Origin of the sequence: Salinisphaera sp. T31B1 (genome assembly GCF_040361275.1) — a bacterium.
GTDB lineage: Bacteria > Pseudomonadota > Gammaproteobacteria > Nevskiales > Salinisphaeraceae > Salinisphaera.
In genome coordinates this window covers 509,330-531,122 of sequence record NZ_APNH01000001.1, presented here as the reverse complement: position 1 = coordinate 531,122, position 21,793 = coordinate 509,330, and the positions used below count along the sequence as shown (strand labels likewise).

General features: G+C 64.1%; 22 protein-coding genes and 1 pseudogene. 11 read left to right on the top strand and 12 right to left on the bottom strand.

Features of this window, described 5'->3' with window-relative positions:
• Positions 1-18: 18 nt before the first annotated feature.
• Positions 19-612 carry a DedA family protein gene (locus T31B1_RS02425; RefSeq protein WP_353247867.1) on the bottom strand — a complete coding sequence of 198 codons (594 nt, stop codon included), beginning with the start codon at positions 610-612 and terminating at the stop codon, positions 19-21.
• Positions 613-616: 4 nt separating this feature from the next.
• A complete protein-coding gene (locus tag T31B1_RS02420; protein ID WP_353247866.1) occupies positions 617-1,279 on the bottom strand; it encodes an alpha/beta hydrolase in 663 nt (220 codons plus the stop codon).
• A 165-nt stretch (positions 1,280-1,444) separates the two neighbouring features.
• Here T31B1_RS02420 and T31B1_RS02415 point away from each other — a divergent pair, with 165 nt between their 5' ends.
• The 5 genes and pseudogenes from T31B1_RS02415 to polA all read left to right on the top strand — a co-directional run bounded on the left by T31B1_RS02415 (position 1,445) and on the right by polA (position 7,815).
• A complete protein-coding gene (locus T31B1_RS02415; RefSeq protein ID WP_353247865.1) occupies positions 1,445-2,554 on the top strand; it encodes an S-(hydroxymethyl)glutathione dehydrogenase/class III alcohol dehydrogenase in 1,110 nt (369 codons plus the stop codon).
• Positions 2,555-2,632: 78 nt separating this feature from the next.
• On the top strand, positions 2,633-3,487 hold the full coding sequence (gene fghA / locus T31B1_RS02410; RefSeq protein WP_353247864.1) for an S-formylglutathione hydrolase: 855 nt from the start codon (positions 2,633-2,635) through the stop codon (positions 3,485-3,487).
• 56 nt (positions 3,488-3,543) lie between these two features.
• Positions 3,544-3,642, top strand: a pseudogene (gene lptM, locus T31B1_RS20055) (LPS translocon maturation chaperone LptM); the annotation flags it as partial.
• A 107-nt stretch (positions 3,643-3,749) separates the two neighbouring features.
• Positions 3,750-5,015, top strand: coding sequence for a diaminopimelate decarboxylase (gene lysA, locus T31B1_RS02400; RefSeq protein ID WP_353247862.1), 1,266 nt, complete (start codon positions 3,750-3,752; stop codon positions 5,013-5,015).
• 97 nt (positions 5,016-5,112) lie between these two features.
• Positions 5,113-7,815, top strand: a complete 2,703-nt coding sequence (gene polA, locus T31B1_RS02395; RefSeq protein ID WP_353247861.1) for a DNA polymerase I — start codon at positions 5,113-5,115, stop codon at positions 7,813-7,815.
• Between the two features lie 847 nt (positions 7,816-8,662).
• Here polA and T31B1_RS02390 read toward each other — a convergent pair.
• Both T31B1_RS02390 and yihA read right to left on the bottom strand, forming a co-directional pair.
• Positions 8,663-8,863: a hypothetical protein gene (locus T31B1_RS02390; protein WP_353247860.1), complete on the bottom strand. Its 201-nt coding sequence runs from the start codon at positions 8,861-8,863 to the stop codon at positions 8,663-8,665.
• A gap of 57 nt (positions 8,864-8,920) precedes the next feature.
• A complete protein-coding gene (gene yihA, locus T31B1_RS02385) occupies positions 8,921-9,526 on the bottom strand; it encodes a ribosome biogenesis GTP-binding protein YihA/YsxC (protein WP_353247859.1) in 606 nt (201 codons plus the stop codon).
• A 176-nt stretch (positions 9,527-9,702) separates the two neighbouring features.
• On the opposite strand from yihA, the gene T31B1_RS02380 reads away from it, so the two are divergent.
• Positions 9,703-10,719 carry a c-type cytochrome gene (locus T31B1_RS02380; protein WP_353247858.1) on the top strand — a complete coding sequence of 339 codons (1,017 nt, stop codon included), beginning with the start codon at positions 9,703-9,705 and terminating at the stop codon, positions 10,717-10,719.
• 23 nt (positions 10,720-10,742) lie between these two features.
• A complete protein-coding gene (locus T31B1_RS02375; protein ID WP_353247857.1) occupies positions 10,743-11,387 on the top strand; it encodes a thiol:disulfide interchange protein DsbA/DsbL in 645 nt (214 codons plus the stop codon).
• Between the two features lie 50 nt (positions 11,388-11,437).
• Here the strand turns inward: T31B1_RS02375 and T31B1_RS02370 are convergent, their stop codons facing one another.
• A complete protein-coding gene (locus tag T31B1_RS02370; protein ID WP_353247856.1) occupies positions 11,438-12,652 on the bottom strand; it encodes a L,D-transpeptidase family protein in 1,215 nt (404 codons plus the stop codon).
• Complete coding sequence (locus T31B1_RS02365) at positions 12,649-13,671, bottom strand: L,D-transpeptidase Cds6 family protein (RefSeq protein WP_353247855.1); 1,023 nt, start codon at positions 13,669-13,671, stop codon at positions 12,649-12,651. The genes T31B1_RS02370 and T31B1_RS02365 overlap by 4 nt, the downstream gene beginning before the upstream one ends.
• 207 nt (positions 13,672-13,878) lie before the next feature.
• On the opposite strand from T31B1_RS02365, the gene T31B1_RS02360 reads away from it, so the two are divergent.
• The 4 genes from T31B1_RS02360 to mtnA all read left to right on the top strand — a co-directional run bounded on the left by T31B1_RS02360 (position 13,879) and on the right by mtnA (position 18,173).
• The gene (locus T31B1_RS02360; protein ID WP_353247854.1) at positions 13,879-15,321 is read left to right on the top strand and encodes a mannose-1-phosphate guanylyltransferase/mannose-6-phosphate isomerase; all 1,443 of its coding nucleotides are present in this window, start codon (positions 13,879-13,881) and stop codon (positions 15,319-15,321) included.
• A 6-nt stretch (positions 15,322-15,327) separates the two neighbouring features.
• Entirely contained in the window at positions 15,328-16,683 is a 1,356-nt protein-coding gene (locus tag T31B1_RS02355) for a phosphohexomutase domain-containing protein (RefSeq protein ID WP_353247853.1), read from the top strand.
• Between the two features lie 114 nt (positions 16,684-16,797).
• Positions 16,798-17,133: an NIPSNAP family protein gene (locus tag T31B1_RS02350; RefSeq protein WP_353247852.1), complete on the top strand. Its 336-nt coding sequence runs from the start codon at positions 16,798-16,800 to the stop codon at positions 17,131-17,133.
• Positions 17,130-18,173: an S-methyl-5-thioribose-1-phosphate isomerase gene (mtnA, locus tag T31B1_RS02345; RefSeq protein ID WP_353247851.1), complete on the top strand. Its 1,044-nt coding sequence runs from the start codon at positions 17,130-17,132 to the stop codon at positions 18,171-18,173. Before T31B1_RS02350 ends, mtnA begins: the two co-directional genes overlap by 4 nt.
• Here the strand turns inward: mtnA and T31B1_RS02340 are convergent.
• The 6 genes from T31B1_RS02340 to T31B1_RS02315 all read right to left on the bottom strand — a co-directional run bounded on the left by T31B1_RS02340 (position 18,170) and on the right by T31B1_RS02315 (position 21,760).
• Positions 18,170-18,556 carry a carboxymuconolactone decarboxylase family protein gene (locus T31B1_RS02340; RefSeq protein ID WP_353247850.1) on the bottom strand — a complete coding sequence of 129 codons (387 nt, stop codon included), beginning with the start codon at positions 18,554-18,556 and terminating at the stop codon, positions 18,170-18,172. The genes mtnA and T31B1_RS02340 overlap by 4 nt on opposite strands.
• Before the next feature lie 79 nt (positions 18,557-18,635).
• Entirely contained in the window at positions 18,636-18,992 is a 357-nt protein-coding gene (locus tag T31B1_RS02335) for a MerR family transcriptional regulator (RefSeq protein ID WP_353247849.1), read from the bottom strand.
• A 42-nt stretch (positions 18,993-19,034) separates the two neighbouring features.
• Positions 19,035-19,598: a 1,2-dihydroxy-3-keto-5-methylthiopentene dioxygenase gene (locus tag T31B1_RS02330; RefSeq protein WP_353247848.1), complete on the bottom strand. Its 564-nt coding sequence runs from the start codon at positions 19,596-19,598 to the stop codon at positions 19,035-19,037.
• Between the two features lie 42 nt (positions 19,599-19,640).
• Positions 19,641-20,375, bottom strand: a complete 735-nt coding sequence (gene mtnC / locus T31B1_RS02325) for an acireductone synthase (RefSeq protein ID WP_353247847.1) — start codon at positions 20,373-20,375, stop codon at positions 19,641-19,643.
• Complete coding sequence (locus tag T31B1_RS02320) at positions 20,372-21,007, bottom strand: methylthioribulose 1-phosphate dehydratase (RefSeq protein WP_353247846.1); 636 nt, start codon at positions 21,005-21,007, stop codon at positions 20,372-20,374. Before T31B1_RS02320 ends, mtnC begins: the two co-directional genes overlap by 4 nt.
• 135 nt (positions 21,008-21,142) lie before the next feature.
• Positions 21,143-21,760 (bottom strand): glutathione S-transferase family protein, encoded by a 618-nt coding sequence (locus T31B1_RS02315; protein ID WP_353247845.1) that lies wholly within the window; start codon positions 21,758-21,760, stop codon positions 21,143-21,145.
• Between the last annotated feature and the right edge of the window lie 33 nt (positions 21,761-21,793).

Sequence of the window (21,793 nt, the reverse complement as noted above, 5' to 3'; positions counted from 1 at the left end):
ACGGGTTCCGTGACCCGTTCAGCCGCGGTCGATGTCGGTGGATTGCGCTCGCCGGCGGCGACGGCGCAGCCAGTACACGCCGTAGCCCAGCAGCGCGGCCAACACGACGACGATCACCAGTCCCTGCTCGACGCTCTGTATATGGCCAAGCGCGCGCTGCACGGCGCTCGCCAGGTACACGCCGATCAGTGTGATCGTGCCGGCCCACAGCAGGGTGCCGATCGCGTCCAGCAGGAAAAAGCGCAGCGGCGAGATGCCCAATGACCCGAACACGAACGGGGTGACATAGCGCAGGCCGTAGAGGAACCGGAAACCGATCATCACCGGTGCGCCATGACGGTCCATCAGACGCTCCACGCGCGCGACCTTCGGTCGCCAGGAGGGGCGCTTGTCCAACGCCGGCCGGCCCATGTAGCGACCGACATGAAAACAGATGTTGTCGCCGATCATCGTGCCGCATACGGCGGCGATGAAGACGCCTTCGGGTTCCAGAATGCCGCGATGTGCAGCGAAAATGCCCAGCAGGATCGACGTCTCGCCTTCCAGAAAACAGCCGATCGCGACCGCGAAATAGCCGTACTGGGCAATCAGATGCTGCAGTGTCTCGACCATCGGATCAATCGGCCAGCCGCTGCTTGAGCCAGCGGCCGATCTCGGCGATCTGCGGCAGACAGACCTGGTGCTGCATGGGATATTCGTGCCAGGCCACTGCGTAGCCGGCTGTCTCGAGCCGCTCGCGACTGGCCTGGCCGAGGCTGATCGGCACGACCGGATCGGCGTTGCCGTGAGCCATGAAGATCGACACGTTGCGGTTGGCCGGGCTGGCCTCGGCCTCCAGAGTCTCGGCCAGCGGCAGATAGGTCGACAGCGCCATCACACCGGCCAGCGGCCGATCATGGCGCAGTCCGGTATGCAGCGCCACGGCACCGCCCTGCGAGAAGCCGGCCAGCACCACGTGTTCGGCGGTCACGCCGCGTTCTGCCTCGCGTGCGATCAGTGCCTCGATCTGCCCGGCGCTTTCGCGGATGCCGGTATCGTCCTGCTTGTCGGCGATCGCCATGCCCTTGATGTCGTACCAGGCCCGCATCGGCATGCCGTTGTTGACCGTGACCGGGCGGACCGGGGCATTGGGGAACACGAAGCGCACACGATGATCGGTGCCGAGCCCGAGTTCGTCGACAATCGGCACGAAGTCGTTGCCGTCGGCGCCCAGGCCGTGCAGCCAAATCACGCTGGCGGTGGCGGGCTGGTCGGGTTCGAGTTCGATACAGTCGAGCATGGCGGGATCGGGTCGTCAGGGTTCAGGCGCGAAAGTCTGTACAGCGGCGCACGGGCATGCAAGGAAATTTTGGTTGCGTATAAGGATGGCCGATGCGCTAGACTCGATTCCTGTGTTTCATACAAGAACGAATCAGCGCTTTTTGCGTTTACGGAAGGAGAAGCCATGAAATCTCGCGCAGCCGTTGCCTGGGAAGCGGGCAAGCCGCTCAGTCTGGAAGAAGTCGAAGTCGCGCCGCCGAAAAAGGGCGAAGTGCTCGTGCGTATCGTGGCCACCGGGGTGTGTCATACCGACGCCTTCACCCTGTCGGGCGCCGATCCTGAGGGTTTTTTCCCGCGCATTCTCGGGCATGAAGGCGGCGGTGTGGTCGAGGAAGTCGGCGAAGGCGTCACCTCGGTCGCCCCCGGCGATCACGTCATTCCGCTGTATACCGCCGAGTGCGGCGAGTGCAAATTCTGCAAATCCGGCAAGACCAACCTGTGCGGCGCCGTTCGCGAGACCCAGGGCCAGGGTCTGATGCCCGACGGCACGAGCCGGTTCACCTGCAAGGGCCAGGAAATCTACCACTACATGGGGACTTCAACGTTCTCCGAGTACACCGTGGTTCCTGAAGTCTCGTTGGCCAAGGTCAGCAAGGAGGCCCCGCTGGACAAGGTCTGTCTGCTGGGTTGCGGTGTGACCACGGGCATTGGCGCGGTGTTCAATACCGCCAAGGTCGAGGAAGGGTCCACCGTGGCAGTATTCGGGCTGGGAGCGATTGGCCTGTCGGTGATCCAGGGCGCGCGCATGGCGAACTGCTCGCGGATCATCGCGATCGATATCAATCCCGACAAGTTCGAATTCGCCAAGCAGCTCGGTGCGACCGAATGCGTCAACCCGAAGGATTACGACGATCCGATCCAGCAGGTCATCGTCGAACTGACCGATGGCGGCGTCGACTATTCGTTCGAGTGCATCGGCAACGTGAATATCATGCGCAGCGCGCTCGAGTGCTGCCACAAGGGCTGGGGTGAGTCCACGATTATCGGTGTCGCCGGTGCCGGCGAGGAGATCAGCACCCGTCCCTTCCAGCTGGTGACCGGGCGCGTATGGCGCGGCTCGGCTTTCGGTGGTGTCAAGGGTCGGACCCAGCTGCCGGGTTATGTCGAGCGTTACATGAACGGCGAGATCAATATCGATGATTTCGTCACCCACGATCTGCCGTTCGAGAAGATCAACGAAGCCTTCAAGTTGCTGCACGACGGGGAAGCCATCCGTTCCGTGCTGCACTTCTAGGCCCGCCGGCAACACCTCGCGCCGCGGCATCGCTATCGGTGCCGCGGCGTCGTTGCGAAACGACACAGGAAATCGGTGATGGAAAAGATCGACGAACACAAGGCCTTCGGCGGCTGGCAGCGCCGCTATACGCACGCCTCGAAGACCTGTAATTGCGATATGACCTTCGCGCTCTATCTGCCGCCGCTGGCCGATACGCGGCGGGTACCGGTCGTGTACTGGCTGTCTGGGCTGACCTGTACCGACGAGAATTTCGTCAACAAGGCCGGCGCCCAGCGCGTGGCCGCCGAGTTGGGTGTTGCGATCGTCGCCCCCGATACCAGCCCCCGAGGTGACGATGTCGCCGACGAGGACAGCTATGACATGGGCAAGGGCGCGGGCTTTTATGTCAACGCGACCGAGTCGCCGTGGGCGGCGCACTATCAGATGTACGACTACGTCGTGAACGAGCTGCCGGCGTTGCTGGCCGACGAATTCGGCACCACGCTGGACCTGGCTCGCGAGGCGATTTCCGGCCATTCGATGGGCGGCCACGGTGCGCTGGTCATCGGCCTGCGCAATGTCGACCGTTTTGCGGCGATCTCGGCGTTCTCGCCGATCTGTGCGCCCACCGAGGTGCCCTGGGGCATGAAGGCGTTCCCGAAGTATCTCGGCGACGATCGCGAGAAATGGCTGGCCTACGACGCGACCGCGATCATGAATGCGGCTGACAACGGCGAATCGCTGCCCCCGATCCTCATCGAGCAGGGTCTGGACGATCAGTTCTATGAAGAACAGTTGCATCCGCATCGTCTGGAAGAGGCGGCCGACAAGGTCGGCGCCCAGGTGGACGTACGGCGGCGTGACGGCTACGACCACAGCTATTTCTTCATCGCGAGCTTCATGGAAGATCATCTGCGCTTCCTGGCCAAGCATCTGGGGGCGACCGGCTGATCGTCTTGGCGCCGGACGCTGTTAGAATCCGCGTTCATTCAGAGGGCCTGCCACCGATGAAAGCGCGTATTCCGGCGATTGTTCTGGTTGTTGCGACCGTCCTGCTCCTGGCCGGTTGTGGCCAGAAGGGACCGCTGTACTTGCCGGGCGACGAACCGGTTTCACAGACCGACGGCCCGTTCGGGTCGGGCAGCGGCGAGGATTCGTCCTCGACCGAGGCCGATGCACGCAGGACGCGCAGCCCGCTCGACGACTGATCGCCATGGACCATTTCGATTATCGCGACGGCGTTCTCCATGTCGAAGACGTCGCCCTGGCCGATATTGCACATCGTTTCGGCACGCCGACCTATGTCTACAGTGCGGCGACCATTCGGCGCCATTATCGGGTGTTCGACCAGGCGCTGGCGGATATCGATCACGAAATCTGCTTTGCGGTCAAGGCCAACGGCAATCTCGGAGTGCTGGGCCTGCTCGCCGATCTGGGCAGCGGCTTCGATATCGTTTCGGTGGGCGAGCTCGAGCGGGTGATCACCGCCGGCGGCGACCCGGCCAAGGTGGTGTTTTCCGGTGTCGGCAAGCGCGTCGACGAAATCCAGCGCGCGCTGGAAGTCGGTATCGCCTGCTTCAACGTGGAGTCCGAGGCAGAGCTGGACCGTATCGACACGGTGGCGCGCCGGCTAGGCTGTCGCGCGCCGATCTCCCTGCGGGTCAATCCCGATGTCGATGCGCAGACGCATCCCTATATCGCCACGGGCCTCAAAGAGAACAAGTTCGGTGTGGATTTCGAACGCGCCGAGGCCCTGTATGTACGGGCTGCCACGCTCGACGGCATCGACATCCGGGGTGTGGACTGTCATATCGGCTCGCAACTGACCCGTCTTGCACCGTTCCGGGACGCGGTGGAGCGCGTGCTCGCCCTGATCGACCGGCTGGCCGAGCGCGGTATCGTCATCGAACACCTGGACGTCGGTGGCGGTCTGGGCATTCGCTATCGCGACGAGACACCGCCTTCGCCCGCGGAGTATGCCCAGACGATCGGCGCGCTGGTCGCCGGCCGCGACCTCAAGCTCGTGGTCGAACCCGGCCGCGTGCTGGTGGCCAACGCCGGCGTGCTGCTGACCCGCGTGGAATTGCTCAAGCCCGGCATCGCCCCCGACGACAAGCATTTTGCCGTGGTCGATGCGGCCATGAACGACCTGCTTCGGCCGGCCCTGTATGGCGGCTGGCACGAGATTGTCGCGGTCGACCAGGCGTCGACCGCAGATGAGGTGCGCCGCTGGGAGGTCGTTGGGCCGATCTGCGAGACCGGCGACTTCCTCGGCCACGAGCGCGAACTGGCGCTGGCGGCAGGCGATCTGCTGGCGGTGCGCAGCGCCGGAGCCTACGGCTTCACCATGGCCTCGACCTATAACGCACGGCCGCGGGCCGCTGAGATCATGGTCGACGGCGAGGCCGTCTTCGAGGTGCGCAGGCGGGAAACCATCGCCGAGCTCATGCACGGCGAGCAACGGCTGCCGTTCGCCTAGTCGCAGCCGGCTGTGGTGTGCCAGCCGGGCGCGTTAAGCTGTCTGTCTCGATTTCGCCTGGGGGTGCCAAGGTCCCCGGGCTCGTCTACCGATTTGCATGTCCCAAACCGATGTATCGCCCAAGGGCCCTCTGATTCTCATCGACGGCTCGTCGTGGCTGTATCGCGCCTATCACGTGCTGCCGCCGCTGACCAACGGCAACGGCGAACCCACCGGCGCGATCTATGGCATGACCAACATGCTGCGCAAGTTCCTGCGCGAGTACGAGGCCGATCGCATCGTCGTGGTGTTCGATCCCCGTGGGGGTACATTTCGCAACGAGTTGTTCGCCGACTACAAGGCCAACCGGCCGCCGGTGCCCGAAGAGCTGTCGGCTCAGTTCGAGGGCATCAAGGCGGTCATCGAAGCGCTGGGCCTGCCCATGCTGCAGGTCGCCGGCGTCGAGGCTGACGACGTCATCGGCACGCTCACCGCGCGGGACCCCGGCGAGGTGCTGATCGTCACGGGCGATAAGGACATGGCGCAGCTGGTCAACGAGCGCGTGGCCCTGCTCGACACGATGCAGGATCGCGTCACCGATGTGGCGCGCGTACACGACAAATTCGGCGTCGGCCCGGAGCTGATCACCGATTTTCTGGCCCTGGTGGGAGACTCGTCCGACAATATCCCGGGTGTTGCCAAGGTCGGACCCAAGACCGCGGCGAAGTGGCTCAATGAGTACGGCTCGCTGGCCGGCGTGATCGAGCATGCCGACCAGATCGGCGGCAAGGTTGCCGACAACCTGCGTGCCAAGCTCGATGAGCTACCGCTCTACCAGGATCTTGCGACGATCCGGTGCGAACTGGACCTGGCCGACGAGGCCCGCGAGCTGAGCCGCCGCGCGCCCGATACCGCAGCGCTGGCCGAGCTCTACCGACGCTACGAATTCAACAAGTTTCTCGAGGACCTGGATGCCCCGGCGCCGCAGACCACGCCGGCAGCCGCGCTCGAGCAGGCGAGCTATCACACGGTGCTGGATACCGCCGGCCTCGACGCGATGATGGCCAAGCTGGAGGCGGCGGACCTGATCTGTGTGGACACCGAGACCGACGCGCTGTCGGCCATGGCCTCCAATCTGGTCGGGCTGTCGTTCGCGGTCGCGCCCGGTGAAGCGTGGTATGTGCCGGTCGCCCATGACTATATGGGCGCGCCCGAACAGCTGCCGATGGCGACCGTGCTTGAGCGCGTGCGCGGGGTGCTTGAAAACCCGGATATTCCCAAGCTCGGTCAGCACATCAAGTACGACATCAACGTGCTGCGCCGGCATGGCGTGGATGTCCGCGGCGCGGATTTCGACACCATGCTCGAATCCTATGTGCTCGACAGCACGGCCACGCGCCACGACATGGACTCACTGGCGCAGAAGTATCTCGAGCGCAAGACCACCAAGTTCGAAGAGGTCGCCGGCAAGGGGGCCAAGCAGATCACCTTCAACCAGGTCGATCTGGATGTTGCCACGCCTTACGCGGCCGAAGACGCCGACGTTACCCTGCAGTTGCACCAACTGCTCTACGGCCGGCTGTGCGAAAACGCGCGCCTGAAGGCGCTGTTCGCGGATATCGAGATGCCGCTGATGCCGGTATTAGCCCGGGTCGAGGCCAATGGCGTGCTGGTCGATCGCGATCTGCTTGCCCGGGTCAGCCAGGAGATGGCCGAGCGCATGGAGCAGATCAAGCAGGCCGCCTTCGAGGCGGCCGGCGGCGAGTTCAACCTCGGCTCGCCCGCGCAGCTCAAGGAGATCCTGTTCGACCGGCTGGAGTTGCCCGTCATTCGCAAGACGCCCAAGGGCGCGCCGTCGACCGCCGAGGACGTGCTGCGCGAGCTCGCCGACCGGCATGAACTGCCGGCCATGATCGTCGACTGGCGGGAGCTGTCCAAGCTGCGTTCGACCTATGCCGACAAGCTGCCCACCCAGATCAATCCGGTGACCGGACGTATTCATACGTCGTATCACCAGGCGGTGGCGGCGACCGGGCGTCTGTCGTCGTCGGATCCGAACCTGCAGAACATCCCGATCCGTACCGAGACCGGTCGCCGTATCCGTGAAGCGTTCATCGCTCCGGAGGGTCAGCAGATTCTGGCGGTGGACTATTCCCAGATCGAACTGCGCATCATGGCCCATCTGTCGGGTGACGAGGTTCTGCTGGCCGCTTTCAACGATGGGCGCGACGTGCATGCGGCCACCGCTGCCGAGGTCTTCGACACGCCGCTCGATCAGGTCAGCAACGACCAGCGTCGGGCGGCCAAGGCGATCAACTTCGGTCTGATGTACGGCATGTCCGCGTACGGCCTGTCCAAGCAGCTGGATATCGGCCGCGAGGAGGCCGGCGCTTATATCGAGAAATTCTTCGAGCGGTTCGCCGGCGTGCGCCGTTTCATGGACGACACGCGCAGCGCCGCCCGTGCGCAAGGCTATGTAGAAACGCTATACGGGCGTCGCCTGTATCTGCCGGAGATCAACGCCAAGAACGGCCAGCGGCGCCAGTATGCCGAACGTACCGCCATCAACGCGCCCCTGCAGGGGACCGCGGCCGATCTGATCAAGAAAGCGATGATCGACGTGGATGCCTGGTTGAGCGAGACCGGCGAGCCGGCGCGCATGGTCATGCAGGTCCACGACGAACTGGTCTTCGAGGTACCGCGCGATCATGCGCAGCGCCTTGGTCAGGCCATCGGCGACCGCATGAGCCGGGTGGCCACGCTCGACGTCCCCCTGCTCGCTGAAGCCGGCGTGGCGGACAACTGGGAACAGGCTCACTGAGCCCGATCGCCGGGCCCAGAAGTGCGAGCGTCGGGATCGATGGCGATGGGCCCTCGAACCGCCCAAAAATTTTTTTGCCGACTGCGGAACTCGCGATGCGCCGTGCGGTCTCAACACCATAAGCGATGCATAGCGCTTAGCCGCTTTACTCCCTGAGCGGTCATGGAATCCGGTTCTCCCCCAAGACCGGCAAAAATTGACCCTGGCGATACTCCCCCTATCGCCAGGGTTTTTTTTTGCGCTCCAACCGCTTCGCCCCCGCGAATGGTCGTTTGCAACCCCCTGAATTCGAACGCGTCGCTCGATCCCGTAAAACAGGACGAAAATATTTTCGAGTTCATCGGAACTCTGCCGATCGTCCTCGGTCTGATTCTGTGCAAGCAACGCGCTTGCCCGCTTTTCTCCCTGAGCGGTAATCGAATCCGGTTCCCCCCAATGACCGGAATCTTGCCCCGACGGTACTCCCCCTACCGTCGGGGTTTTTTTATGCGATCTGTCTCGATTCCCTGAGCAATCAGGCTGCCCACGGTGTCCGGCTCCCCAGCCGGATCGGGTACGAAAAAAAATTTCGAAATATTTTTCGCAACCGTGGAACTCGACCGAAATAGCCCGGTCTTACCTTACGCAAGCAACGCGCTTGCCCGCTTTTCTCCCTGAGCGGTAAAACCGGTTCGGTTCCCCCCCAAGACCGAACCTGTCGCCCCGGCGGTATTCCCCCTGCCGCCGGGGCTTTTTTTATCCCTGAGCAATCAGCAATCTGCGCTCTTTATGACACAGAAAAACCGCCGCGTCGATCAAACGCGCCGGTTTCCCGACAAGTGGTCGGTCTGGGTCGATGAGCGCGCGTTCAGTTCACGCCTCGGGTGGGCCCGTTTGCCAGATTCTCTCGCACGCTCAGTAACATGAGCTCGTGGAACAACGCCTTAATCTCGCGCGAACGGCCACTGCTCGGTGCCCAGGCAAGACGTATGCTGCCCGAGTCGCGGTCGATGATTTGCAGTTGCGGGTGTCCTTCCCGATCCAGCCATGCACGAATATCGTAGGCCATGTCGATCTCCTGCGAGGATTTCGACACAGAATACATAGGAATGATTCTCATTTGCAATTATGGCGCCGCATCGGGCGTGGCCAGATGCGCGATCGCCTTGCGCGCGATATCGATCCCCTGTTTCTTGCTGGCAGAGAACAGTTGGGCGGTCGGTCCGCTCACTGCCTGCTCGACCGCGCGCAGCGCGTTGACCTGCTGGTTACGCGACAGTTTGTCGGCCTTGGTGAGAATCAGGTGGAAGGCCAACCCGAATTCGCTGCCCCAATCGAGCAGTTGTCTGTCGAAGGGCGTCAGCGGCCGGCGTGCATCCATGACGAGTACGACGCCGGTCAGCGTCTCGCGGCGGCTGAGATAACCCTCGATCAGCGCCTGCCAGGCCGCCTTGGTGGCGGGCGGCACCTTGGCAAAGCCGTAGCCGGGCAGATCGGCGAAGCGCCACGGCCCGCTTTCGAAGAAATTGATCGCCTGCGTGCGGCCCGGTGTCTTGCTCGTCCGGGCCAGCCCGACGCGATCGCAGATCGCATTCAATGCACTGGACTTGCCCGCATTGGAGCGGCCGGCGAAGGCGATCTCTGGGCCTTCCGGCGCAGGAAAGGCCCGGGCATTGGGCGACGAACACACGAATCGCATGTTTCGGAAATCCGTGGGCGTCAAAACGGTCATGGACAGCTACCGGTCGTTGCAAGAGGATGGCCCTAAAAGGCCGGCTTTCCCGGCAGGCTGTGGCAGTCGCACCGGGTGGTATACAATAAATGCGATTTCCAGTGGGCAGCCATGTTCCGGTCTAGCGTCGGATGGCCATCATTGTGCTGCTGTTTTGCGTCGGAGACGAGTACGACATGACCAAGCGCTTTTTTGTGTTGTTCGGGCTGATGATGTGTGCGGGGGCGGTCAGCGCCGATCCATTACTGGACGGCGATGCCGAAGCCGGCCAGCAGAAAGCCGCGGTCTGCGCTGCCTGCCACGGGCCGAAGGGCAATATGGAGTCGGCCCAGTTTCCCAAGCTCGCCGGCCAGGGCGCGCCGTATATCTACGAGCAGCTCAAGCTGTTCAAGTCCGGCGAGCGTAACAACGCCATCATGATGGGCCAGGCCAGCGGCCTGAGCGACGCGGACATGAAGAATCTGGCGGTGTACTTCGCCGCCCAGCAGACCAAGCCCGGCGTGGCCGACGAGACCATCGCGCCGGCCGGCGCGGTGCTTTACCACGGCGGTAATCCTGATAAGAACACCCCTGCCTGTGCAGGCTGTCACGGGCCGTCGGGGCTGGGCAATGCGGCGGCCAAATTCCCGCACTTGTCGGGCCAGAACCCGCAGTACATCGTCACCCAGCTGACCGCCTATCGCGATGGCACGCGCAGCGGCTATCGAAACGCCACCATCATGAATGGCGTGGCCGAACGTCTGTCGGACGCCGACATCAAGGCGCTGGCGTCCTACGTGTCCGGCCTGGCCCCCAGCGACGGGAAGGGCGGTGGCAACGGTCATGGGGCGTTGATGCAGGGCGTCGGCGGCCCGGGTGCTGCGGCGGGCAACGCCGCTGGAGCCGGGGCAGCGGCTGGCGGTCAGTCGCCGAGCAGCGATGACCAGAGCGGCGAACAGCCGCCTGCCGCGGCCGGTCAGGATGAGGCCGGCCAGAGCGAGAACGGCAACGGGGGCGGCGAGCAGGCCGCGCCGAAGCCGGCCGATCAGGCCGACGCGGCGGCCAAGCAAAAGGCCGATGCCGCAGCCGGCACCGAGAACGGCGCAAACGCCGAGGGCGGCAGCGACAACGCGTCGTCGGACGGCTCGACCGACACTAGCGGCGACGGTGCGAATGCATCGGCCGACAACGCCGGCGACAACAGCCAGCCCTGAACCGGGCCGGCGGGATCTCGACGATGGGTCAGCGTATTACCGTTTTAGTCGCGTTCGGACTCATGCTGTTTGCCGGCTGGGCCAGCGCGCAGTCGCTGGTCACCCGTTATGTCGCCGGCGATCACTACCAGGTCGTCGATCAACCGGTCGCCGAGCCCGACGACGGCAAGATCCACGTCGTCGAGTTCTTCCTGTACAGCTGTCCGCACTGCTTTCATCTCGAGCCCGAACTCAACGAGTGGCGCGCAGGCCTGGGCGACGACGTCGTGTTTTCACGTGTACCGGCCCTGTTCGGCGCGGGCGGCCAGATGTATGCACGCCTGTACTACGCCGCTCAGCAGCTGGGGGTCCTCGAAGACGTGCATGAGGACATATTCGATGCCATCCACGAACAGGGGCGCCGGCTGTTGTCCGAGACCGACATGCGCACGTTCATGGAGGCGCACGGTGTCGACGGTGATCGCTTCGAGCGGGCCTTCAAAAGCGATGCGGTGAGCGCAAAAGTGCGCCAGGCCGGCGAGATCATGCGCGCCATGCATGTCACGGCCACACCGAGTCTGGGTGTCGCTGGACGCTACTACATCAGCGGCCGTACGGCCGGCAGCAATCAGCGCATGTTCGATGTCGCTGATTACCTGATCGCCCAGCAGCGCAGCCAGGCCCGCTAGCGGAGCGGCGGTCTGCCGCCGGCGCTCGGCGCGTGCCGAACTGACGAGCGTCAGTCTTTTTCGGTTTCGAGCACGATCTGCCAGTCGCCCTGATCGTCGAGCTGCCAGTACTGGGCCTTCTGATCGGTTTCGTGATAATTGTTGCTGCGATAGTTCTGGGTGAACATCGCTTTCACCATGTTCGGTTTGCCGGGATAACGGAACAGGCTGATCTGGCTGATATCGACTGCTATATCCGTCTTTTCGGCGTTGAGCTTCTTCTTGTAGGCCGCGAACGTGGGCTTGTCGCGACCGGCGGCGCTGACGAACTCTGGCGCGTAATACGCAAGGTAAGTGGGCGTATCGATGGATTGCCAGCTGTGGCGCCAGCCCTCGATCGCGGCCAGCAGTGACGTGCGCTGCTGTTCGATGCGCGCCACCGGCACCCAGTTCAGTCCGGCGGTCAAGACCACCGGCGTGCGGCCCACGATCACGTGGTCCCGGAGCGTTTCGAAGTCGTCGTTGGCAATGACCACACAGCCTTCGCTGGCGCGCGGCGTACGAGAGTAGGTGGTGCGCGGTACGCCGTGCAGCCAGATGCCATGGCCGGTTCGTCCTTCCGCCCGATCCAGCGCGTTGGGATAGTTGACCGGCAGCGCGCCCACTCCGTAGAGCTCGGGCAGCATGTTGTCGTTGAGATAACGAGTCACGTGATAGACGCCGATCGGCGTGCGCATGTCGCCTTCGACCTGCTTGCCGGCGCCGCCCTGGCCGATGGTGGCATAGAAATCCGATACCAGCCGCGGCACGCCGTTGTCGTTTTCAAACAGATACAAGCGGTTGCTGGATAAATCCACGACAACGACATGTTTGAATTCGGGCGCGATCTGCAGGATCACATCCGGCACCTTGCCCGCGTTGGAGGCCGCCATGCGATGCGCCCAGCGAGTCTTGGCCTCGTCGAGCAGAGCGTCACGCTGGTCGCGCATCTGTGCGCTGATATCCGAATCGATACTTCGTCCGGTGCGGGCGACCATCAATTCGCCGTAGACGAGCTGGGCAAGCCGGAAGTTCGGTCGTGCCTCGATCAGCGCCGATAGATCGTCGAGCGCGCCGTCGTAGTCGCCCTGACGCGCCATGTTGAGCACCGCCAGCAGCTGGGACTCGGCGTCTGCATGCTGGATCGCAGGGGCATTGCCGGCCGGGGTGTCGGCCGCGAACACGGCCGGGATTGCCGGCATCACGGCCAGGACAACGACAAACAACAGACAACGACAGCGGATCACGGGGTGGAGCTCGACTCGCGCACAATCCGCCAGCCGGCGGGCGTGCGCTCCAGGATCAGACGTTTTCGGACCCGGTCACTGTAGCGCGGTGAGTCGTAGTCCTGCACGAAATCGACGCGGGCCCGGTCGTCGGTGAGCTGGGTTATCGACGGATCCTCGATCCGGATATGAATCTTGTCCGGCCGCTCGAGACGAGCGCGGCGCAGCGCAAGCCATTGGCTGCGATCCATCCCGTCGCCGGGTTCGAATTCGGCGCCGTAGAAATCGGTGTAAGCATCGAAGTCCTGCGACGACCAGGCCAGTGCCCAGGCGCGAACGGTCTGAACGAGGCTGTTGCTGGCGTCGGCCGCCGGCAGCGGTGGCGGCTCGGCCGGCGATGCTACGGCCGGCTGCCCGGCATCCGACGGGCTTTCGTGCGCGATCGACTCGGCCGGGGACGACAGCATTTCCGGCCGGGGCCTGGCGGGCGTAGGCGCCGGGGCCGTCGCATCGCCCGGCGCCACCGATTCCTGGGCATAGTAGAGCCGATCGAGCAGCGTCAGTGCGACATCCGCTGTTTCCGTGCCGCTGCCCAGCGCGCGCCGGTAGGCCAGGTCCGCGAGGGCGGTATAGATATCGCCGAGATTGCGATGCGCCACCGCATACGCCGGCTGTGTGGCCAGCGCCTTGTCCAGCCATTGACGGGCGGTATCGTAATCGCCCTGGCGCGCATACAGCACTGCCAGGTTGTTGGCCGGCTCCGGGCGTAGCGGGTAATCCGCGGCAAGTGATTCGAAGGCCGCGATGGCGTCGTCGTTGCGGCCGAGCCCTGCCAGCGCTCTGGCGTGGACAAAGCGGGCATCGCGATTGCCAGGATGCGTCTCGAGATAGGCATCGCTCTGGCGTACGGCCTCATCGAAGCGCTGACTGTCGACCGCCTTCTGCATCGACGCCAGATCCGCACTCCAGCCCACCGAGGACACCAAGGCCAACAGGCCCAGCCCGCAGGCGAGCGACTTGGTGTTGTGTGGTGGTCTCACGAGTTCATTGCCCTGTCCCCCATATGAAAGCACGGCGTCCCCTGGCCGGACGCTTTCGGTTGTCTGCCGAGTACGTTGCCGTGATGATGGGTCGTCGCCGGTATGCTCACAAATTATACTAGAGACGTATACGCGCCTCGTGAGTGCGCGATCGCGGCTTGAACGCCGCTCGCCCCTGCGTCGAATTGTTCCAAGGAGTAGCCCTGCATGTTGATTCCGGTATTGCTCGCAGGCGGAGTCGGCACACGCCTGTGGCCGTTATCGCGCGAGAGTCGTCCCAAACAGTTTCTCGCCCTGACCGGCGAAGATAGCCTGCTGGGCCAGGCGCTGGCGCGTATCGGCGATGTGCAGGATCTGGGCCCGGCGCTCGTGATCGGCAACGACGAACATCGCTTCGTCATGGCCGAGCAGCTGCGCGCGGCGGGGATGCCCGGGCGCGTGATGATCGAGCCGGCGCGGCGCAACACTGCCCCGGCGGTCGCGGCTGCGGCCTTCGAGGCGCTGGCCGAATACGGCGAGGATGTGCAGCTTCTGGTGCTGCCGACCGACCATGCGATCGGCGATGTGAACGCCTTCGTCGAGGCCGTGGAGACCGCCCGCGCAAGCGCCGATAATGGACGCCTCACGCTGTTCGGCGTTGCCCCGGACCGGCCCGAGACAGGCTACGGGTATATCCAGGCCGGTGCGACGCTGGCTGCGGGCGTACGCACGGTGCAGCGTTTCATCGAAAAGCCGGATGCGCAGCGGGCGGCCGAATATGTCGCCGCGGGCGATTATTTCTGGAATGCCGGCATGTTCCTGTTCGGTGCGCGCGATTATCTGGACGCGCTGGCCGATCAGGCGCCGGCGATCCACCAGGCAGTCGCCGCCGCGCATGCCGGCGCGGTCACCGATATCGATTTCCTGCGCCTGGACGCCGATGCGTTCGCGGCCAGCCCGGGCGACTCCATCGACTATGCGGTCATGGAAGGCACCGATCGGGCGGTGATGGTGGAACTCGCCGCCCAATGGAACGACCTGGGCAGCTGGTCGGCGGTGGCCACCGCGGCCGGTCACGACAATCGCGGCAACAGCGCGCGTGGCGATGTCTGGCTCGAAGACAGCGACCATTGCGTGGTCTACAGCCAGTCGCGGCTGGTCGCCACGCTCGGGCTGCGCGATCAGATCGTGGTCGAGACCGACGACGCCGTGCTGGTGGCCGATCGCTCGCGCGAGCAGGACATCAAGTCACTGGTAGGCCGTCTGGCCGCGGCGGGGCGCTCTGAGGCGGTCGAATACCGCAAGGCCTATCGGCCCTGGGGCAGCTACGAGCAGATTGCAGCCGGCGAGCGTTTCCAGGTCAAGCATATCCGCGTCAAGCCCGGCGGACGTTTGTCGCTGCAGAGCCACCATCACCGGGCCGAACACTGGGTAGTGGTGCATGGCACGGCGCTGGTTACCTGCGACGAGCGTCAGATGCTGCTCACCGAGAACGAATCCACCTTCATTCCGCTGGGGGCCGTCCACCGGTTGGAAAACCCGGGCAAGGTCGAGCTCGATCTGATCGAGGTCCAGTCCGGCAGTTATCTCGGCGAGGACGATATCGTGCGCTATGACGATGTCTACGGGCGCGCCGATGCGCCGGCCGCCGCCCCTACCGACAAGGAGTAGTTCCCGATGGGTCAGTATTATCCGTTCTTCAAGGCCTATGACGTACGCGCGCGCGTGCCCGACGAACTCGATGCGGCCCTGGCCGAGCGCATCGGTCGCGCCTATGTGGCCGAGATCGGTGCACGAACCGTGGTCGTGGGCCGCGACATGCGCCTGTCCAGCGCCGAGCTGGCCGATGCGCTGATCGCCGGGCTGAACGCTGCCGGTGCCGACGTGCTGGATATCGGTCTGTGTGGCACCGAGGAGGTCTATTACGGCACCTTCTCGCAGAATGCCGATGGCGGCATCATGATCACGGCCAGTCATAATCCCAAGGATTACAACGGCCTGAAGTTCGTGCGCGAACAGGCGCGCCCGATCTCGGCCGACAACGGCCTGTTCGATATCGAAAAACGCGCCTTCGATGCCGACTTCACCGATGCCGCCACGCCCGGCACCCGGCGCGCGCTCGACCAGCGTGATGACTATATCGAGTTCCTGCTCGGCCAGATCAAGCCGGATCAGCTCGCGCCGCTCAAGGTCGTGGCCAATCCGGGTAACGGCTGTGCGGGGCTGGTGGTCGACAAACTCGAAGCGCATCTGCCGCTGGATATCGTGCGCATGCATTTCGAGCCCGACGGCACGCTGCCCAACGGCATTCCCAACCCGCTGCTGGTCGAAAACCGGGAGTCGACTGCCGCGGCGGTCCGCGAGCACGGCGCCGATTTCGGCGTGGCCTGGGACGGCGATTTCGACCGCTGCTTCTTCTTCGACGAAAACGGCGAGTTCATCGAGGGCTACTACATCGTCGGCCTGATCGCCGAAATGCTGCTCAAGATGAACCCCGGGGAGGCGATCGTCCACGACCCGCGGCTGACGTGGAACACCTTGGCCCAGGTCGAGGAAAACGGCGGCCGTGCGGTACAGTCCAAGTCGGGCCATTCGTTCATGAAGCAGGTCATGCGCGACACCGACGCGCTTTATGGCGGCGAAATGAGCGCCCACCATTATTTCCGTGCCTTTTCCTATGCCGACAACGGCCATATACCCTGGCTGGTCATGGCCCAACTGATCTCGGAGACCGGCAAGCCTTTGTCCACGCTGGTGTCCGAACGGATCGCGGCCTTTCCGGCGTCCGGCGAGATCAACCGCGAGATTGGCGATCCGGATGCCGCCCTGGCCGATCTGGAGTCGCACTACAGCCCGCACGCCGAGTCCATCGAACACGTCGACGGCCTGTCGATGGACTTCGGCGCCTGGCGCTTCAACCTGCGTAAATCCAACACCGAGCCGGTCGTGCGCCTGAACGTGGAAGCGCGCGGCGATACTGGCCTCATGCGCGACAAGACCGACGAACTGCTTGCGCGCCTGGGCCAGCACTAAGGCGCGCTGTGCAGGCCTATGTCCGCAGATCGAACCCGATGGTCGTCGTCGCGGCGGTGTCCGTGGTGAACGGTCTTGACTGTCTTGTCGTTTGAGCTGACGAGAATAGCCGTCATGATCACCTGCTATCTGCGCTACGAGATCGATCCGCACAAAACGCGCGAATTCGAACACTATGCCCGCCTGTGGATACCCCTGGTCGAGCGTTTCGGTGGCCGGCATCACGGCTATTTCCTGCCGCATGAAGGTGCCAACGATATTGCGCTGGCGCTATTCAGTTTCGATAGCCTGGCCGACTACGAAACCTATCGAAGCCGGGCGGCCGACGACGCCGACGGCCAGGCAGCCCTTGCTCATGCGCACCGCACCGGCTGTATCCGCCGCTATGAGCGCAGTTTCATGCGGCCGGTGTTCGACGGTCCCGAGGAACAGGAATCGTTTGTTGTATGAAAGATCGTGAGTGCCTGGCCCTGCGGGTGTGCAGCGGCCGATTGATGCTGCTGGATCAGTCCCGCCTGCCGCATGTGCAGGACTGGTTCGCGGTCGAGGACGTGGCCACCCTGGTCGAGGCGATTCATGCGCTGCGGACCCGCGGCGCGCCGATGATCGCCATTGCGGCTGCGCTGCTGGTCGCGGTGCGCGTCGAAGCGGGTGACGATCGCGAAACCGTGGGCGGTGCGATCGCGCTTCTGCGCGAGGCGCGGCCAACGGCGGTGAATCTCATGCATGCCATGGATGCATTGGCGCGTGCGCTCGAAGCCGACGATTGGCAGGTGGCGGTGGTCGATAGCGCCGAAGCGCTGTTCGATGACGACCGCGCCCTGTGCGATGCCATGGCCGAGTACGGCGCCGCGCTGATTGGCGCCGGCGAGCGTATTCTCACCCACTGCAATACGGGCGGTCTGGCCACGGCCGGGGTCGGGACGGCGCTGGGCGTGATCCGGCGCGCGCACGAACAGGACAAACAGATCTCGGTCTGGGTCGATGAAACCCGGCCGTTATTGCAGGGCGGCCGGCTCACGGCCTGGGAGCTCGGCGAGCTGGGGATCGATTACCGATTGATCACGGACAGCATGGCGGCCAGCTTCATGGCTGCCGGCGAAGTCGACCGCGTGCTGGTCGGTGCGGATCGTATTGCGGCCAACGGTGATTTTGCCAACAAGATCGGCACCTATGGGCTGGCCGTATGGGCGCATCATCACGGGATTCCATTCGGGGTGGTCGCGCCGCATACGACAGTAGACGCCGGCTGTGCCACCGGCGCCCATATTCCTATCGAGCAGCGCAACGCCGCGGAAGTACGCGGCGTGACCGGCGCGGCCGGCGAGCTGTGCTGGGCGCCGGCCGATGCCCGCGTCGCCAACCCCGCCTTCGATGTCACGCCTGCGGCGTTGATCGATCACTGGATTCTGGATACCGGCGTATTCGATCGGCTCGAAGTCGAGGCGGGCGTATTCCAGTTTGGTGGTGCCGCCGTGGTCTCGGCCTAGGCTTCGATCAGCCCGCGCTCGCCGAAGACCTCCTTTGCAGCCGTCATGCCGTTGAGCGCGGCCGGGAACCCGGCATAGACCGCCATCTGGATGATGACCTCGACAATCTGGTCCGGCGTGACGCCCACATTCAATGCGCCGTGGATATGCACCTTGAGTTGGGGCGCACAGTGCCCGAGCGCGGTCAGCGCGGCGACCGTCGCCAGTTCGCGGCTGGCCAGATCCAGGCCCGGCCGTTGATAGATATCGCCGAAGGGAAACTCGATTGTGTAGCGGGCGAGATCGGGCGCGATCGTGCGCAGGCTGTCGATGACGGCTTCGCCTGCCGCCCCGTCGATTTCCTTGAGTTTCGCCAGACCGGCTTCGTAACGCGTAAGTGCCATGCCACTGTCTCCTGAATGATAAAACAGAACGAGAGTGGCCAAGCTACGGCCTGGAGTGAACTCCAGGTCAAGCGTTATGTCAGCTGGCGTGGCTGCGGTCGTAGAACGCGATCTTGGCTTGCATCGCCGCTAAATGATCGCGATCGCGCTGGATCTTTTTCTGCAAGTGCCCAGCATGGGCTTCCAGCATCTGCCGGCGCTCGTCGCATGTGGCGTCACCTTGGGCCCGAAGCTCGGCATAGCGACGAATATCGGCCAGCGGCATCGCCGTATCCTTGAGTCGCAGTACAAAGGCAATCCAGTCGAGATCGCGTACGTCGTACACGCGATGACCGCTGGCATTGCGTGCGATGGTTCGCAATACGCCGATTTTTTCGTAGTAGCGCAGGGTATCGGCGGAAACGCCGCTGCGCGTCGCGAATTCGCCGATATTCACACCGTGAAGACAGCGCTGCCGAATGCGGCGCCCCGAGCGCGATCAGCTCTGGCCGAGCATCTGTTCACCGGCCGGGCGGAACTCCTTGGCGATATCGGTCCCGGTGAATTTCGCCACCCAGCCCTCGGTATTGTTGAACAGCCGAATCACCTTGAAATGTGGCTTGTCGCCCATGTCGAACCAGTGGTGCGTGCCGGCGGGTACGCTGATCAGGTCGTTGGCTTCACAGAGCGTGGCATAGACACGCCCGCCGATATGCAGCGTGAACAGGCCGGCGCCGTCGACGAAGAAGCGGACTTCGTCCTCGCTGTGGCTGTGTTCATCCAGAAACTTGGCCCGCATGGCGTCCTTGTCGGGATGTGCAGGGTGGATACCGATCACATCCCACGTGGCATAGCCGAACTGCGCCTGTAGACGTTCGATATCCGCCGCATAGGCCTCGCCGATCTGTTCGGCCGTGGCCTCGGCGGGCAGCGCATGCTCGGCCGGCCAGCGCTCGAACAGCACGCCGACCCGGTCGAGCTCGGCGGCGATCTCGTCGGCGTCGCGGGTATCCAGGATCGGGGTATCGGTATCGCGGTCGTTATAAACGGTCAGTCGGCTCATCGGACTCACTCTCCTGGCAGATAGGTATGGCCGTCGTGGGCGTCAGATCAGCTCGATGTCGGCAAAGCTGGTCACGATCGGGTGGCCTTCGTGGATTGTAGCTTTTTCATGCGTTTCGTCATCCCGGGCGACCCAGCAGGTCTGCAGGCCGGCCTTGCGCGCGGCGTCCAGCTCGTCGCCGACATCCGATAAAAACAGCAGCGACTCGGGGGGCTCGCCCAGTTCGGCCGCGATCGCGGTATAGCTGGCCGTCTTCTTTTTCGGTCCGACATGGGTATCGAAATATCCGGAGAACAGCCCGGACAGGTCGCCGTGGTCGCTGTAGGTGAACAGCAGCTTCTGAGCGGCCACCGAGCCGGAGGAGTAGACATACAGCGCGCGTCGGTCGTCGGCCCAGGCCTGCAGCGCCGCCACCGCATCGTCATAGACATGGCCGGTGAAATCGCCATCCAGATAACCCTGGCGCCAGACCCGGCCCTGCAGTGCCTTGAGCGGCGTCGCCTTGCGATCGGCGGCCATCCAGTCGTCGAGGATGGCGATCACCGTGTCCAGATCGGCGTCTGGCCGGCGTGCCTGCTCGCGCACCTCGTCGAGAAGTGCTGTGATCTGTGGATCGTCGGCGTGGGCGCGGACGAAATCCGGCAGATACGCCCGTGCGTAGGGAAACAGCACTTCGTGGACGAAGGCGATATCCGAGGTCGTGCCTTCGATATCGGTGATGATCGCCACGACTTCCGGCGTGGGTTCTTCCAGCCGCAGTCGGCTCGGGTCGCTCATGCGTGTGTCTCCAGTTGCCGGCGCGTCAGCTCGCAGCCGAGCAGGAATTCCCAGCCCTCCAGGTGTCGGCGGGCGGCGGCGATATCGCGGCCCCAGGCATAGATGCCATGTCCACGCACGAGAAAGCCGTGCGCGATGGCTGCGGTGTCCATGCAGCCGGCGACCGTGGCCGCGAGCGCGTCCATATCCTGGTTGTTGTCGACCACCGGAAGCACCAGCCGACCCAGATGATCGCTCTGGCCGGTGATCGCCTTCTGCATTTCGTAGCCTTCGAAGACCAACTCGCTCGGCTCTGACAGGCGCGAGAGCAGCGTGTTGGCGATCGAATGGACATGCAGGACCGCACCGATGGCAGCATCTCGGCGGTAGAGAGCCAGGTGCAGGCCTGTTTCGGCCGAGGCTCGCCCCTGGCCGAGCACGGTGCCGTCGAGCGCGACCGGAAGCAGCTGCGCCGGCGTGAGCGTGCCCTTGTCGACGCCCGAAGCGGTGACCAGCACCGAATCGCTGTCGTCTCGACGAACCGAGAAGTTACCGCCGGTGGCCGGGCACAGGCCGCGCTCGGCGAACCATCGGGCACAAGCGCAGAGGGCCTCGGCCAGCGGACGATCGCGCAGGCTGGGAGCGGCAGTCATGGGCCGGACTCGAGAAAAATCATGGCGCAAGCGTAGCGCCGCTTGGCCCGTCGACCAAGCGGTGCGGTTGATGGGCGACCGATGCATGCGCCACAGCCCGGCCGCGGCCGGGCTTCGAGGCCGGTTCGGGCCCGATCAGGCGCTCGCGCTCGCGCGCGCCGAGACCTGCTCGTGCCAGCGGGCCAGGTGTGACTGGTCCTCGCCGATGCGCAGCTTGACCACGCGCGCGAAATCAACCGCGCACAGGGCGGTGATATCCGCCACGGTGAACACGTCGCCGGCGATGTATTGGCTGTCGGCCAGATGCCGGTCCACGAAGCCGAACATCTTCGTTGCCCGTTCGAGGCTGATCTCGCCGAACTCGCGCGAGCATTTTTCGCGGTCCGCGAAGGTGGCGGTGATGTTGCGAAAGGCCAGCGCCACCGGGAACAGCAGCCCCAGTTCCATACGTCGGTTCCACATCTCCACCCGGGCCTTATCGAGCGCGTCGCGGCCCATCAGCGGCGGTTCGGGATGAATCTCCTCGAAATAGCGGCTGATCGCCATCGATTCGGAGATGAAGGTGCCATCGTCGAGCTCGAGTGTGGGCACCCCGCCCATCGGGTTCTTCTGCTTGAAATCGGCCGACAGATTATCGCCAGCGGCCAGATCCAGCTCGATCCGTTCGACGTCGTTCAGATCGATGCCTTTTTCGGCCATGAACATGCGGGCACGGCGCGGGTTGGGCGCGCGGGCGGTTTCATAGAGTTTCATGAAGTCTCCTCGGGGTCGATTGCGGCCGTGGTA

What these genes read in the sequence shown, in the direction of transcription:
- T31B1_RS02390 (WP_353247860.1), bottom strand. Translation starts at nt 8,863, where the DNA reads ATGGCCTACGATATTCGTGCATGGCTGGATCGGGAAGGACACCCGCAA.
- T31B1_RS02415 (WP_353247865.1), top strand. Translation starts at nt 1,445, where the DNA reads ATGAAATCTCGCGCAGCCGTTGCCTGGGAAGCGGGCAAGCCGCTCAGT.
- T31B1_RS02375 (WP_353247857.1), top strand. Translation starts at nt 10,743, where the DNA reads ATGGGTCAGCGTATTACCGTTTTAGTCGCGTTCGGACTCATGCTGTTT.
- T31B1_RS02380 (WP_353247858.1), top strand. Translation starts at nt 9,703, where the DNA reads ATGACCAAGCGCTTTTTTGTGTTGTTCGGGCTGATGATGTGTGCGGGG.
- T31B1_RS02425 (WP_353247867.1), bottom strand. Translation starts at nt 612, where the DNA reads ATGGTCGAGACACTGCAGCATCTGATTGCCCAGTACGGCTATTTCGCG.
- polA (WP_353247861.1), top strand. Translation starts at nt 5,113, where the DNA reads ATGTCCCAAACCGATGTATCGCCCAAGGGCCCTCTGATTCTCATCGAC.
- mtnC (WP_353247847.1), bottom strand. Translation starts at nt 20,375, where the DNA reads ATGAGCGACCCGAGCCGACTGCGGCTGGAAGAACCCACGCCGGAAGTC.
- T31B1_RS02355 (WP_353247853.1), top strand. Translation starts at nt 15,328, where the DNA reads ATGGGTCAGTATTATCCGTTCTTCAAGGCCTATGACGTACGCGCGCGC.
- T31B1_RS02330 (WP_353247848.1), bottom strand. Translation starts at nt 19,598, where the DNA reads ATGAGCCGACTGACCGTTTATAACGACCGCGATACCGATACCCCGATC.
- lysA (WP_353247862.1), top strand. Translation starts at nt 3,750, where the DNA reads ATGGACCATTTCGATTATCGCGACGGCGTTCTCCATGTCGAAGACGTC.
- T31B1_RS02350 (WP_353247852.1), top strand. Translation starts at nt 16,798, where the DNA reads ATGATCACCTGCTATCTGCGCTACGAGATCGATCCGCACAAAACGCGC.
- mtnA (WP_353247851.1), top strand. Translation starts at nt 17,130, where the DNA reads ATGAAAGATCGTGAGTGCCTGGCCCTGCGGGTGTGCAGCGGCCGATTG.
- T31B1_RS02315 (WP_353247845.1), bottom strand. Translation starts at nt 21,760, where the DNA reads ATGAAACTCTATGAAACCGCCCGCGCGCCCAACCCGCGCCGTGCCCGC.
- yihA (WP_353247859.1), bottom strand. Translation starts at nt 9,526, where the DNA reads ATGACCGTTTTGACGCCCACGGATTTCCGAAACATGCGATTCGTGTGT.
- fghA (WP_353247864.1), top strand. Translation starts at nt 2,633, where the DNA reads ATGGAAAAGATCGACGAACACAAGGCCTTCGGCGGCTGGCAGCGCCGC.
- T31B1_RS02360 (WP_353247854.1), top strand. Translation starts at nt 13,879, where the DNA reads ATGTTGATTCCGGTATTGCTCGCAGGCGGAGTCGGCACACGCCTGTGG.
- T31B1_RS02320 (WP_353247846.1), bottom strand. Translation starts at nt 21,007, where the DNA reads ATGACTGCCGCTCCCAGCCTGCGCGATCGTCCGCTGGCCGAGGCCCTC.
- T31B1_RS02420 (WP_353247866.1), bottom strand. Translation starts at nt 1,279, where the DNA reads ATGCTCGACTGTATCGAACTCGAACCCGACCAGCCCGCCACCGCCAGC.
- T31B1_RS02340 (WP_353247850.1), bottom strand. Translation starts at nt 18,556, where the DNA reads ATGGCACTTACGCGTTACGAAGCCGGTCTGGCGAAACTCAAGGAAATC.